The 13,377-nt window shown below is 58.5% G+C and carries 10 protein-coding genes, 1 tRNA gene and 2 pseudogenes; 6 read left to right on the plus strand and 7 right to left on the minus strand.

Annotation, left to right across the window (positions count from 1 at the left end):
• The first annotated feature begins 114 nt into the window (after window positions 1–114).
• Window positions 115–1,164 (plus strand): acyltransferase family protein, encoded by a 1,050-nt coding sequence (locus ABH945_RS14930; RefSeq protein ID WP_429250982.1) that lies wholly within the window; start codon window positions 115–117, stop codon window positions 1,162–1,164.
• 854 nt (window positions 1,165–2,018) lie between these two features.
• Here the strand turns inward: ABH945_RS14930 and ABH945_RS14935 are convergent.
• A complete protein-coding gene (locus ABH945_RS14935) occupies window positions 2,019–2,177 on the minus strand; it encodes a hypothetical protein (protein WP_429250983.1) in 159 nt (52 codons plus the stop codon).
• A 122-nt stretch (window positions 2,178–2,299) separates the two neighbouring features.
• On the opposite strand from ABH945_RS14935, the gene ABH945_RS14940 reads away from it, so the two are divergent.
• The gene (locus ABH945_RS14940) at window positions 2,300–2,509 is read left to right on the plus strand and encodes a hypothetical protein (protein WP_429250984.1); all 210 of its coding nucleotides are present in this window, start codon (window positions 2,300–2,302) and stop codon (window positions 2,507–2,509) included.
• A gap of 63 nt (window positions 2,510–2,572) precedes the next feature.
• On the opposite strand, the gene ABH945_RS14945 is transcribed toward ABH945_RS14940, so the two are convergent.
• Entirely contained in the window at window positions 2,573–2,968 is a 396-nt protein-coding gene (locus ABH945_RS14945; protein ID WP_429250985.1) for a hypothetical protein, read from the minus strand.
• Window positions 2,969–3,303: 335 nt separating this feature from the next.
• Window positions 3,304–3,756, minus strand: a pseudogene (locus ABH945_RS14950) (tyrosine-type recombinase/integrase); the annotation flags it as partial.
• A gap of 219 nt (window positions 3,757–3,975) precedes the next feature.
• Between ABH945_RS14950 and ABH945_RS14955 the strand changes: the two are divergent.
• Entirely contained in the window at window positions 3,976–4,767 is a 792-nt protein-coding gene (locus ABH945_RS14955) for a methyltransferase domain-containing protein (protein WP_429250986.1), read from the plus strand.
• A gap of 90 nt (window positions 4,768–4,857) precedes the next feature.
• On the opposite strand, the gene ABH945_RS14960 is transcribed toward ABH945_RS14955, so the two are convergent.
• The 4 genes and pseudogenes from ABH945_RS14960 to ABH945_RS14975 all read right to left on the minus strand — a co-directional run bounded on the left by ABH945_RS14960 (window position 4,858) and on the right by ABH945_RS14975 (window position 7,763).
• Window positions 4,858–5,766, minus strand: a complete 909-nt coding sequence (locus tag ABH945_RS14960) for a hypothetical protein (RefSeq protein WP_429250987.1) — start codon at window positions 5,764–5,766, stop codon at window positions 4,858–4,860.
• 108 nt (window positions 5,767–5,874) lie between these two features.
• Window positions 5,875–7,079: pseudogene (locus tag ABH945_RS14965) on the minus strand (tyrosine-type recombinase/integrase).
• A gap of 163 nt (window positions 7,080–7,242) precedes the next feature.
• Window positions 7,243–7,317 (minus strand) — tRNA-Arg (locus ABH945_RS14970).
• A 254-nt stretch (window positions 7,318–7,571) separates the two neighbouring features.
• Window positions 7,572–7,763, minus strand: a complete 192-nt coding sequence (locus ABH945_RS14975) for a rubredoxin (protein WP_074763409.1) — start codon at window positions 7,761–7,763, stop codon at window positions 7,572–7,574.
• Window positions 7,764–8,080: 317 nt separating this feature from the next.
• On the opposite strand from ABH945_RS14975, the gene ABH945_RS14980 reads away from it, so the two are divergent.
• From ABH945_RS14980 to ABH945_RS14990, 3 genes are all read left to right on the plus strand, one after another.
• Window positions 8,081–8,482, plus strand: a complete 402-nt coding sequence (locus ABH945_RS14980; RefSeq protein WP_429250988.1) for a DUF4399 domain-containing protein — start codon at window positions 8,081–8,083, stop codon at window positions 8,480–8,482.
• Window positions 8,483–8,691: 209 nt separating this feature from the next.
• Window positions 8,692–10,629 (plus strand): ATP-binding cassette domain-containing protein, encoded by a 1,938-nt coding sequence (locus ABH945_RS14985; RefSeq protein ID WP_074763411.1) that lies wholly within the window; start codon window positions 8,692–8,694, stop codon window positions 10,627–10,629.
• A gap of 748 nt (window positions 10,630–11,377) precedes the next feature.
• A complete protein-coding gene (locus ABH945_RS14990) occupies window positions 11,378–13,363 on the plus strand; it encodes a DNA topoisomerase IV subunit B (RefSeq protein ID WP_429250989.1) in 1,986 nt (661 codons plus the stop codon).
• The last annotated feature ends 14 nt before the right edge of the window (window positions 13,364–13,377 follow it).

Genomic DNA, 13,377 nt, shown 5'->3' on the forward strand with positions numbered 1-13,377 from the left:
ATTGCGGTTCTGCCGTATTACGAAATACATGTTTGTGCGCGTGCGCTGAATACCACGAATCAGAATTAAGGTGCTGTACCATGAGGCCTTTCGAATTTTGACGGGCGGAAAGGCGTGGTTGGTTTCAGACGGTTCGAATCTATTCAGGCGCTGCGCGCGCTCGCGGCGCTGGGCGTGGTCGCATTCCATACAAACGGCAACGTCCTCGCTTATGGATGGCTTCCACATTTCTTCGCGCGTGTTTCACGTTTCGGCGAAATAGGCGTCGACGTGTTCTTCGTGATCTCCGGTTTCATCATGGTGTTTGTGACGCATGAGCAGCCTGCCGGGATTGCTTCTGCCAGATCATTCATCGCCGCGCGCATTTCCCGAATCGTTCCGCTTTACTGGCTACTGACATTACTGTTCATTCTGCTGCTCGTTATTGTTCCCAATGCTTTTGGTAATGCGCACTTCAATGCGTGGAATGCATTAACGTCTTTCGTATTTTTTCCGTCGCTCAATTGGGAAGGCATTACCGCGCCGGTAGTCGGAGTCGGCTGGACGCTGAACTACGAGATGTGGTTCTACCTGGTGTTCGCCATCGCGATGTGCGCAACGCGACATCGCGTGCTCGCCGCAGGAACATTTCTCGCGCTGACTTCGTCGTTGCGATTGCTGCCGGATGGTGGCGTGGTCCACCAGTTCTATACGAATCCGATCGTTCTGGAGTTTGTGTTCGGTTGCTGTGTTGGCGTGTTCTATACGTCGGGACGCACGATCCCGTTGCCGGTGGCGCTGGCCTTTTTGTTTGTCACCGCGGCGGCGGTTACGTTGTTAGCACCGACTTTGACGGAGACCAACCGCTTTCTCAAGTTCGGTTTGCTTGCACTCGCCGTGTTTATCGTGGGGCTGTCGCTGGAAAGCAGAGTGCGTTGGAACGCGTGGCTCGAACGTATCGGCGACTCGTCTTATTCGCTGTATCTCACGCATGTTTTTTCGGTGCCGATTGCGGTCAAGGTGCTGAGGATGGTGGATCAGCAGCACCGGATATCGGGCGACGTTATTTGCGTCGTCGTGGTGCTGATTTCGACGGTTGTGGGGTTGGCGTCGTATCGCTTTCTGGAGCGGCCGTTGGGGAGGTTGGTGCGAGGGGGAATGGGATTGCGGAAGGGGAGGGCTTGAATGTGCGAAAGCCCCTTAAGCGTGAAGGAGGACGTGAACCTGTCCTTCATTTCGTATAGTGCCGTAACGCGAGCCGAAAGCGGCGCGGACGAAAAGTCCAATGTTGAAAATCATTGCATTGCCGACTCCGCCATTGCTGCACTCACGTCAACATAGGTGCCCGCTGCCAGTAATTGTCCCTGCCACGCTTACGGTGCAATCGGGGAGCACGACTTTATTGCGGGACCTGCAGGCGTAAGATCAAACCCGGTCTCACTGCAAGGCCCGCCGTTGCTTGTCCCTTCCCGCTCAATTCGACGCGGACTTCGTTGCCTCTGTTATTGGGGATGAGTGTGAATGCGTTGATTGGGACGGACGCGAGTGGTGCGGTTCACAAAATCTTTCCATTCGGGTCAAACTCATCAAGATCTGTCGCCGCCTTCATCCGGTCGATAGATCTCGCCGCCAGCGTTAATTCTTGTCGCGCAGCGGCCAATTTATTTCCGCTCATACGTCTCTCGGTGATCACGAACACGCAAACGTCAGTTCCGCCTCTTGCGGCGTCCACCCCCGGACGCCGTGCGTCTGCATGTTTATCTGATGCATCTGCTTACCTTGGCCAGTGCAGTATTCGTCCGCGCGCTTCAGGCTAGTCGCTTTGATCTCTCCCCACGGAGTCATGCCTCCGCGGACTTGCGTCGTGACGGTGTAGCGCCCGTCGCCGGCCGGCGTCACGTCAGTGATGGTCGTGCATGCTGTGAGTATAGTCAGGCTCGCGAGAGCCATTTTTGTTTTCATGGTGGTCCTTCGAATTGCTCGACTCCGAGGGCAAGCCTCCCCCTGGATGCGTTAAGCGCTTTGCGGCGTGCCGCCCCTTATTTACGCTTCTCGTAGTGATCGTGTGTGCGCGGGTTGCTGTAGTGGCCGCCCTTGTGCGATGAGCCATGACCGCCGGCATAGTGCCCACCTCGGGCATAAGCGACTGTAGAAGTCGCGCAGGCGATAGCGATAAATGCGGCGATGATTTTTTTCATTGGTCTCTCAGCGTTGTTATTTATATGCGTTCTTTTTCGGCCGACGCTGACAAAACTTTAGCGGGCGAATTACAAACTCCTCGCGCGCATTACAACTGTCTCGATTCCGCGGGGGAAACCTCGTGCTCCCGGGCATTGACTATCAAGTTATCAAGTTTCCGATGGCGCTGACGATAAGCCTCGACATGACCCAACTTTTCTCCAACGGTCTAGCCGAGAACGTGGGCTACGACATCGCAACCGAAATAGCGACCGTCGCGGCCGACCTTCAAACCGATTCGAAGCGGATGATCGGAGCAGGAATTCCTGATTTGCCTTCGATGGGTCGGTGAGACACCAACCTGGTCATCACTAGCTGGAGTGCTGGAGGTTTCGGGAAATTCTCCGGCAACGACTCATTGTCCAGCCCCGCGGTTCGTGGGTGCAAGCCAACGGAAAGATGAGAGCGACTTTCCATTGAACCGGCACTCAGCCTGTGCGGATACAACGGTCGAATTGCGCTGATCTTCCATCTTGCCGCTCACGGTAACAGTGCTTCCGTCCGGCGATGTCTCGATGTGCGTTACAGACACCAGCGCCGGCTCAGCATGCGCCTGCATTGTCTGCTCACACTGGTCAGTATTCTTCTCGGCAACTGTCGCGCAGCCGCTGACCAAGGCGGCGACGAACGTCGCAGCGATTACCATAGTGCCGGGCCTTCTCATTTCTGATCCTTTCAATTTGTACGGGTTTTCGTGATTACGCCGAATTCTGGCGCTGAGATGATGCCTCAGTGCAGCGGCCAGTGCCACGGGTAGTAAGCCTGAGCAATGCGCGTGGACGGGGAATTTTTCGCTATCGCCCGTCGCTCACAACCCGAAGTCAGGAAGGAATGAGAGCTGATGTCTAAGGATGGACGATGCCGGTGATATTTGAACCGCGCCTCTGCCGGCTGAGCGTTCGAAGACTGACCCTTGACGTTTCCGAGGCAGCCGTCGTAGTTGGTTTCCCGAGGGCGCCAGATTGTTAATCGATGGGCGCTGGGCTGGCAGACTCTGATGGTGCACTTGGCGACCTTTCACTCGATGGGGGCTATATCGGCGCACCGAGTCGGTCCCGGTCCATGCCTCGTAACCTTCCAAATTTGCTGTGGAATTTCCACCGACTTGACCCGGGCCATGGGTTGGACTCCGGGGCTTTTCTTCAGCACGGTCTCGACATCAAGCGGGAGCAACGCCCGGTCACGATGCCGTACTGAAAGATGGCGCGCGAACGTTGCATTAGCTGTTTGGCTGTCTCCCGCACGCCCCGGGCTTCGATCGTGCGAAGAATATCCAGCATATGCGGCGCTTCAATGTCACCGATCGGCTTGGCGCCAATTTTCGGCAATGCGTCGACCTCAAGCGAATTGATCACCTTGCCGGCATCGATCTCGGTCCACGCACTTTTTTGCGATCGAACCACTCGCGCGCTACCTCTTCGAAGGTTGAAGCGGCTTCGAGCGCTCGGACGCGCTTGTCTTCATTTTTCTGTTCCGAGGGTCGATGCCCTCTACCAAGAGCTTGCGCGCGTCAAGACAACGCTGTCGAGCCTCAGCAAGTTACACCTCGGGATACCGGGCAGGCAAACTGCCTGCCAGTGGGTCAAATTCGCGCCAAGCTGGCGGCCACGACCACTTACTATCTGGTCATTCAGTCGAGTTTCGCGACATCCACTAACGGCGGATATGGTTTCATCGGTGCTACCCGAGTCAGATAATTTGCTGGCTTTCCTCAAAGGTGCTGTAATCGCCCGACAATAAACCCGAGGGCGATTCACAATGAATAGGCCAGAAGAGACAGCAGGATTTTGGGATCAGTTTGACAAGCAGGATTTGATGCAGCGTTGCGCATCACTTCACCAGCAGCGCCGCGAAGCCGCCGAGGCCAAAGGCGGCGAGGAAATAGCGATCGTCCGGCGTACCGTTGCTCACATGTTCATCCAGGGAAACGGCATCGAGGTTGGTGCCGGATCCCGTCCTTTCCCCATTCCCCCAGACGCGACGTGCTTCTATGGCGACGTGCGCGACCACGACCAGCTTGCGAAGTATTTCAGCACCGAAGCCGTCACGGTCTCAGGCCGGATCGACGCGCAGACGCTTGACACGATCCCGCTCGACAGTCTCGATTTCGTGATATCGGCGCATGTCATCGAGCATCTTTACGATCCTGTCGGCGCCATGAAGGCCGCGATCTGGCGTCTGAAGCCCGATGGCGTGTTCCTGCTAGTCGTGCCAGATATGACCCAGACATGGGACAGACGACGGCCTGCGACGCCGCTTGAGCATGTGCTGGCTGACGAGATCGATGGAGGCGAAGGAAGCCGCCTGCAAGCCTATATCGAACACTGCCGGTACGTTCACCCGGAAATGACTGGCGAGACGCTGGCAGAGGCCGATATTGACAGGCTGGCACGGCAGAACATGCGCGATGGTATGGATCTGCATGTGCACGCGTGGCCGGAAGCGGGTTTCTTCGAGATGGTCGACCATGTCGCGCGCGCGATGGATTGCCGGATCGAAGCGCGGCTATCGGCTGTCAATGAGAATCTTTATGTGGTGCGGCGCGGGTGATCGCCTGTGAGACCGCGCGACAGGCGAACTGCCAAGGCAAGTGAGAGTGCGGACCACCGGGATTCCTTTGCGCATTGAATCATTTCTCGCTCACTCCGAGTGATTCGTCGGCACGTATCTTTGACCATCAAACCGGTATTTGTCGTGTGGTCGGATATTGCCGCTTTGGTCAGTAACATCCCATTTCAACTCATCAACATTGATTCCGTCGATGTATCGGAGATCATCAGCTTTGGGCTCGCCTTTTCGAGTTATCGCGATATCGTAGAAACCGGTGTCATTTTTAATTAAGCTAATTTCGCTAACCCATCCATGATCATCAGGATCATCTTGGTCGGTAAGAATCTCGAAAATTTTCTGATAGGCATCACCGATTCGCGCGTATATCAGTACCTCGCCAAAACTCCATCCTTGTGCGGTATAGCCAGGTTGTAGAAATATCCCGTACCTATCGTCAGCGATAACCCGCACGCTCATTGTAGGCGGTCCTCCCCAGTTTCCAGCTTGTATTACCCCTACATCCGGGTCCGCGAGTCTCCAGCCATCTGAGACTTTTTCGAACTCAAAAAAACTAAGGTAAGGCGTGCATGCATGACATTCGTCACCTTTGGTTATTGTTGCGAACGCGACGACGATGCTTTCTCCGTGCTTGTAGATTAAATGATACTGTCCGGCACCTTTGTGATCGAAGGGTCCTTTCATATCGGGGGCGAGCTTTGTCCAATTTGTGCCCTGAAGTTTTGTCAACGCAATTTTCGTCGCTTGTTCAATGTCCCAGCGACCGCTGATGTCTGGAGCAGCTTGGTGGTCGCCTGGTTGATTGCTATTCGAGTCATGAAACATGGGCCCGACAAATGCGAGTATTGCTACTATGGTTCCGAGAATGCCTGCAACCCAAGACCACTTTTCTATTTCAGGTGAAATTTTCATCGGCAATGTGTCTCGCGAATGGTCGAGGACCTTTTGTGCGCTGAAGGCAAGTCTGCTGCCGCCAGTCATGGGCACATACGCCAAACTACATACGTCATTCGCCAATATTTAGACGTTTACGTTTTTCGCGCGCAGTGGCGGTTGCTTGACCCTACGCGAAATTTCGTGAGCCAACTCTCAACGCACGGTTTGATCAGAGAGAAATTCGGCCCACTGCTGCATCATTTTTCGGCGCTCAGGCAGATACTCCGCGTGAACGTATGCCGTCGTGACTTGATTGCGCTCGGCGTGGGCGAGCTGTCGGTCGACCACATCGCGGCTATAGCCCAATTCGCGCAGGATGGTGGCGGCTAGACCACGAAAGCCGTGGCCAGTCATCCTTGATTTGTAGCCCATCCGATAGCGCGCAAACAGCATAGTGTTGTTCGAGATCGGACCGCGCTTCCGCCCTTGCACGCTGTAAAACACAAATCGTTCGGCACCGTTGAGCTTTCGCAGTTCTGCAAGGACTTCGAGGGCCTGTCTCGAAAGCGGCATAATATGCGGGTCGCGCATTTTCATCCGTTCGGCAGGAATTCTCCATTCGGTCGCTTTCTCGTCGAACTCAATCCATTCGGCTTGGATCATTTCCGTCGTGCGTACGAACGTCAGCGCCATGAAACGAAGCGCCAATCGCGTGACGACATCGCCCTGATAGCTGGCGATATCGCGCGTTAACTGTGGGATTTCTATCGGCTTGACCCGAGCCATGTGCTGAACGCCGGCCCCCTCTTGAGCACCGTCTCGACGTCGATGTCTGCAGCAGGGTTGCGGGAACAGCGGCCGGTCATGATTCCGTACTGGAAAACGGCCGTGGAACGTTGCATCACGCGCTTGGCTGTTTCGCGCACGCCGCGGGCCTCGATCGCGCGGAGGATCTTTAACATGTGGGGGGCTTCGATGTCGGCGATCGGCTTGGCGCCGATTTTCGGGAATGCGTCCACTTCGAGCGAATTGATCACTTTGCCGGCGTAGACGTCGGTCCATCCGCCTTTCTGCGATTCAAACCACTCGCGGGCGACAATCTCGAAAGTCGATGTCGCCTCGAGCGCGCGCACTCGTTTCTGTTTAACCTTGTGAGCAGATGGATCGACGCCATCGCGTAACTGTTTGCGCGCGGCAAGACATGCGTCGCGAGCGTCAGCAAGGCTAATCTCAGGATAGACACCGAACGAGGCGACTTTTTCCTTTCCGTCAAACCGATACTTCATTCGCCAATAGCGCGCGCCGTTGGGCATGACTTGGAGATAGAGGCCTTTGCCATCTGCGAGCTTGTATGGTCGGTCGGCGCCTTTGGCTCGCCGAACCTTCAAATCGGTTAGTGGCGCAATCAGTTTCGGCAGACGCTGGGGGTATCGAGGGGGTAGAGGACAAGTACCCCCTCGATACCCCCATGAATCTTGGCAAGAGTTGGGCAAACGTGGGCAATGACGACAGCAAAAAGCCCCGCAGCGCAACGCATACGGGGCTTTTCTGGGCAAACTTGGGAGAGGCTGGGAAGGTAGTTGGTCCCCCTGACAGGAATCGAACCTGTATCTAGCGCTTAGGAGGCACTTGTTCTATCCATTGAACTACAGGGAGACGGACCAAACCGGAACAATCACCGCATCCCAACGCGAGACAAAGACTGCGAGGACGGGCAACTCCAGATTCACCAGCGAGCGCAGAGTATATCAAACGAGCCTGAGCGCGAGGAGGGCCGGAAAGTCCTGCGCCCACTACTCGCAACCTTCGCCCAAAAAACAAACGGCCCAGCGGCTTACACCTGCTGGACCGTACCGACCGACCTCCGCGACACGCCGTTCACCCGGCGCGCCCGTTCAAGTCAAGCCAGATCAGAACTCCACGACGGCAAATTCCGCCTTGCCCACGTCGCACAACGGGCAGCGCCAGTCTTCCGGAATCGCGGCGAAGCGCGTGCCCGGTGCAATGCCTTCTTCGGGCAAGCCTTCTTCCTCGTTGTAGATCCAGCCGCAAATCAGGCAGACCCAGCTCTTATATTCAATCAAATCAATTACATCGCTCACGGCGTACTCTTCTCTAGTCAATGCATGGCCCGCATAATCTGCCCCTTTTTTGGGCAACGCGGCAACCCGCAATATTACCGGAATTTGTCAATTCGACCGCAAACTGCCGATGCGGCACCGCCGCAACGCGTCCTCGACAACTCCGACCCACTGGACGAATCTCGCCATACACACCGTGTATGCTTTGATCCGCAGCTATTGGTTGGACAGGCGCGGGCCGCGCCTGGCATGCATTGCGACCATCGGTCCCAGGCAGCGGCAAGGTCGGCGGCCGAACCGGTCCGCGCATGACTTTCGTTTCCCAAAGGAGAAAAACGATGTTTAAAAACAAATGGTTGGCTAGCGCAGCATTGGCCGGACTGCTCGCCGTCTCAGGCGCAGCGCAGGCGGCAGGCGTGTCTTTTGTGCAGCCGGCAGACGGTGCAACGGTCAGCAATCCGGTACACGTCGTGTTCGCGGTCGAGGGCATGAAAGTCGCGCCGGCCGGAACAGTGACGGAAGGCACGGGCCATCATCATCTGCTGATCGACGGTAAGGGCTTGCCCAAGGGCGAGGTCATTCCCGTTAGTGACAAATCGCTGCACTTCGGCAAGGGTCAGACCGAAACGGATCTGACGCTGCCGCCGGGCGACCACACGCTGACGCTGCAATTCGGCGACGGCGCGCATCTGTCGTATGGTCCCGAAATGAGCAAGACCATCACGGTGCACGTGAAGTAAATCGCCGGATTCAACGGCCGGGCGGGTGCAAACGCCGGCTGGCCGTGCTTTGCGTCAAGACAGACAAAGCCGCTGTCGCGCTGATTGCGCGGCCGGTTCACGCTTCTCAAGCCGGCCGTCGGCCTATATCTTCCGGCAGACAGGCACCCGGGCGCGCGCCCGGTACAATGAGCAGTTCCGATTCATCGCTGTCTTCTGCCAATTTCTCCATGTCGCTTTACACCATTACCGGGGCCCAACTGGCGTTCGGTCACGTCGCGTTGCTCGATCACGCGGATTTTTCTCTCGAAGCGGGCGAACGCGTCGGGCTGATCGGCCGCAACGGCGCGGGCAAGTCGTCGCTGCTGACGATCGTCGCCGATCTGGCGAAGCCCGACGACGGCCTCGTCACGCGTCAGCAGAATCTGACCACGGTCTACGTACCGCAGGAGCCGGAGTTCGATAAGGACGACACCGTGTTCGACGCGGTCGCCGCCGGTCTGACGCACGCCCGTGCGTTGCTGGACGAATTCGACGTGGTTGCCAACCAGCTCGCTGACGAGCCGGAAGGCGCGGAACACGACGCGCTGATGTCGCGCATGAACACGCTGCAATCGTCGCTGGACGCCGCAGATGCGTGGAACTGGAGCACCCGCGTGGCCACCACGCTGCAGCAGATCGGCCTGAATGGCGAATTGCGCGTCGGCTCGCTGTCGGGCGGCATGCAAAAGCGCGTGGCGCTGGCGCGCGCGCTGGTCGTGCAGCCCGACGTGCTGCTGCTCGACGAGCCGACCAACCACCTCGATTTCGACGGCATCCGCTGGCTCGAAGAATTGCTGGTGTCGCTGCGTACCGGCCTGCTGTTCATTACCCACGACCGCGCGTTTCTCGACCGCGTCGCCACGCGCATCGTCGAACTGGATCGCGGACGTTTGCTGTCGTATCCGGGAAATTTCTCGGCGTACCAGGAGCGCAAGGCGCAGCAACTGGAAATCGAGCGCGTCGAAAACGACAAGGCCGACAAGCTGCTCGCGCAGGAAGAAGTGTGGATTCGCAAGGGCGTCGAAGCGCGCCGCACGCGCAGCGTCGGCCGTATTGCGCGGCTCGTGGAGATGCGCAATCAGCGCGCCGAACGCCGTAACGTGCAGGGCAACGTCAAGCTCGACGTCGGTCAGGGCGAGAAGTCGGGCAAGATCGTCGCCGAGTTGACCGATGTCACCAAACGCTACGGTTCGCGCACGGTGGTCGACAACTTCACCGCCACGGTCATGCGCGGCGACAAGATCGGCTTCGTCGGTCCGAACGGCGCGGGCAAAACCACGCTGCTCAAGATGATCCTCGGCGAACTTCCGCCGGACGAAGGCACGGTGCGCGTCGGCACCAATCTGCAAGTCGCTTATTTCGACCAGATGCGCGCGCAGCTCGATCTGGAAAAGAGCCTCGCGGACACGATCAGCCCCGGCAGCGAATGGGTCGAAGTCAACGGCCAGAAGAAGCACGTGATGAGCTATCTCGGCGACTTCCTGTTTGCGCCGGAACGCGCGCGTTCGCCGGTCAAGTCGCTGTCCGGCGGCGAACGTAACCGTCTGCTGCTCGCGCGTCTGTTCGCGCGTCCGGCCAACGTGCTGGTGCTCGACGAACCGACCAACGACCTCGACATTCCCACGCTCGAACTGCTCGAAGAACTGCTCACGGAATACGACGGCACGGTTCTGCTGGTCAGCCACGACCGCGCGTTTCTGGATAACGTCGCTACGTCGGTGATCGCGTCGGAAGGCGAGGGCAAGTGGCGCGAGTACGTCGGCGGCTTCACCGACTGGCAGATTCAGCGCGACCGCTCGCAGAAAATGGCGGTGGAAGCGCAGAAGGAAGCCAATAAGGAAGCGGTCAAAGAGTCGGCGCCAGCCAAGGATGCTGGAGCCGGCCGCAATGTGCAGCGCGGCGCGAAGCTGTCGTTCAAGGAGCAGCGCGAACTGGAGGCTCTGCCCGGGCAAATCGCTGCGCTGGAATCCGAGCAGAAAACTATTGGTGCTCAACTCGAGGACGGTTCGGTTTTCGCCAAAGACCCGAAGGAAGGCACGCGGCTGACCGAACGCTACGCCGCGATCGACGAAGAACTGCTGATCGCGCTGGAACGTTGGGACGAGCTGGAAAAACGGCGCAAGTGATGTAGACGGCGCGTGGGTGGCCCTGCGCGCGAATCGAGTGGCGAAGGTGGGTTGTAGCAGAGTGGTGATGGCGCGGCCCGATTGCAGGTTTGCAGTCGGCGCTGCGAAAGCTGACGCAGTGTGCTGGCGTCGTAGCAGGCATCTAGTTGGTGCAGAGACGCACGAGCACAGCAGCGGCAGTTGAACAGCGGGCGAACGACGGCACGCGGCTGCCAGGCCACTCAGCGAAATCCGGCAAAGGTCTACGCCCCTAAAAACGGCAATGCGAAAGAGCAAGGGGGCAACAACACGCACGTTGCAAGCGTAGCGACACGCCCCGCAAGACAGCGCCGAAAGACCGCACAACCTTTGCCGTCAAACCCGTATCCGAAATCGCAAATCAAGCCGCCCGGAGCGCCATTCGACCCACCGGGCCTTATCCAAACGGCTAATTCCGCGCATCGTCAATTGCCGCCTGATTCGAAATCAGTAAAATACCCCGCGAACAGGCTTCCCCGGCGTTCGCACCGATTGTCGGCATTCGACGATTGCCGCTCGGCCCGAGTCGACGTTGAACGGGCGCACACCGGTTCCACTTCGCCGTCGAGCGCGCCAACGGGAAGCCGCGCGACAAACAGTTTGCCCGCACTGCGGGCACTCCACCTAACCCCGTTGTTTCGTTTCGCTTTTTTTGAAAACTCAACGCATTGTCCACGGACTTATGAACAGGACCTGTGGACAACGATGAACCGACGCACCCGAGTCAACCATGTCTACGAAAAAGCCAAACGCCGCGTATAGCGAAGCGTCGATCAAGGTGTTGAAGGGCCTCGAGCCGGTCAAGCAACGGCCCGGGATGTACACCCGCACCGAAAATCCGCTGCACATCATTCAGGAAGTCATCGACAACGCGTCGGACGAGGCCCTCGGCGGCCACGGCCGGCAAATTACCGTCACGCTGCACGCCGACCATTCGGTTTCGGTCGAAGACGACGGCCGTGGCATTCCGTTCGGCCTGCATCCCGAAGAGGGCGTGCCGGTCGTCGAAATCGTTTTCACGCGCCTGCATGCAGGCGGCAAGTTCGATAAAGCCGCCGGCGGTGCCTACACGTTCTCGGGCGGCCTGCACGGCGTCGGCGTGTCGGTCACCAACGCGCTGTCCACGCGCCTCGACGTCACCGTGTGGCGCGACGGCAGAGTGGCCGCGCTGAGCTTTGCCAATGGCGACGTCGCCAAAGAACTCGAAGTTCGCGCCGCCGCGAAGGGCGAAAAGAAATCCGGCACGCGCGTCACCGCGTGGGCCAATCCGAAATATTTCGACTCGCCGAATCTGCCGCTCGGCGAACTGCAACGTCTGCTGCGCTCGAAAGCGGTGCTGTTGCCGGGCGTCGAAGTCACGCTCATCAACGAGAAAACCGGCGAGCAGCAAAGCTGGAAATACGAAGACGGTCTGCGCGGCTATCTGCTCGAAGGCATGAACGGCAGCGATCTGCTGATCCCGCTGTTCGAAGGCGAGCGTTACGCGGAAAGCTCGCGTTCGAGCGAAGAAACCTTCGCCGAAGGTGAGGGCGCGGCATGGGTTGTCGCGTGGAGCGAGGAAGGCACGCTGATGCGCGAGTCGTACGTGAATCTGATTCCGACGCCTGCGGGTGGCACGCACGAATCCGGTTTGCGAGACGGTCTGTTCCAGGCGGTCAAGAGCTTCGTCGAGTTGCATAACCTGCAGCCGAAGGGCGTAAAACTGCTCGCTGAAGATGTGTTCGCGCGCGTGTCGTTCGTGCTGTCGGCGAAGGTGCTCGATCCGCAGTTTCAAGGGCAGATCAAGGAGCGTCTGAATAGCCGCGACGCGGTCAAGCTGGTGTCGTCGTTCGCGCGGCCGGCGCTCGAGTTGTGGCTCAATCAGCACGTCGAGCACGGCAAGAAACTGGCTGACCTCGTCATCAAGCAGGCGCAGGCGCGCACGCGTGCCGGGCAGAAGGTCGAGAAGCGCAAGAGTTCGGGCGTGGCCGTGTTGCCGGGCAAGCTGACCGATTGCGAGTCGACGGAAATCGGCCGCAACGAACTGTTCCTCGTCGAGGGCGACTCGGCGGGCGGCTCCGCGAAAATGGGCCGCGACAAGGAATATCAGGCGATCCTGCCGCTGCGCGGCAAGGTGCTGAACACGTGGGAAACCGAGCGCGACCGCCTGTTTGCGAACAACGAAGTGCACGACATTTCGGTGGCGATCGGCGTCGATCCGCATAGCCCGGACGATAAGGTCGATCTGTCGAATCTGCGTTACGGCAAGATCTGCATTCTGTCGGATGCGGACGTCGACGGCTCGCACATTCAGGTGCTGCTGCTCACGCTGTTCTTCAAACACTTCCCGCAACTGATCGAGCGTGGGCACGTGTGCGTCGCGCGTCCGCCGCTGTTCCGCGTCGATGCGCCCGCGCGCGGCAAGAAGCCCGCGCAGAAGCTCTACGCGCTCGACGAAGGCGAGCTCGAAGCGATCCTCGACAAGCTGCGCAAGGACGGCGTGCGCGACACGCAATGGTCGATCAGCCGCTTCAAGGGCCTTGGTGAAATGAGTGCCGAGCAGCTTTGGGACACGACGATGAACCCCGACACGCGCCGTTTGCAACCGGTCGCGCTGGGCGATCTCGACTACGACGCGACGGTCGCGCGCATGACGATGCTGATGGGCAAGGGCGAAGCGGCGTCGCGGCGTAGCTGGCTCGAAGAAAAGGGCAACGAAGTGGAAGCGGATATCTGAGCGCGGGTTTTTAG

This window comes from Paraburkholderia sp. GAS333 (assembly GCF_050435665.1).
GTDB classification, from domain to species: domain Bacteria; phylum Pseudomonadota; class Gammaproteobacteria; order Burkholderiales; family Burkholderiaceae; genus Paraburkholderia; species Paraburkholderia fungorum_A.

Coding starts and splice junctions, on each gene's coding strand:
- ABH945_RS14935 (WP_429250983.1), bottom strand. CDS start 2,177: ATGAAAAAAATCATCGCCGCATTTATCGCTATCGCCTGCGCGACTTCT.
- ABH945_RS14955 (WP_429250986.1), top strand. CDS start 3,976: ATGAATAGGCCAGAAGAGACAGCAGGATTTTGGGATCAGTTTGACAAG.
- ABH945_RS14960 (WP_429250987.1), bottom strand. CDS start 5,766: ATGACTGGCGGCAGCAGACTTGCCTTCAGCGCACAAAAGGTCCTCGAC.
- ABH945_RS14980 (WP_429250988.1), top strand. CDS start 8,081: ATGTTTAAAAACAAATGGTTGGCTAGCGCAGCATTGGCCGGACTGCTC.
- ABH945_RS14985 (WP_074763411.1), top strand. CDS start 8,692: ATGTCGCTTTACACCATTACCGGGGCCCAACTGGCGTTCGGTCACGTC.
- ABH945_RS14990 (WP_429250989.1), top strand. CDS start 11,378: ATGTCTACGAAAAAGCCAAACGCCGCGTATAGCGAAGCGTCGATCAAG.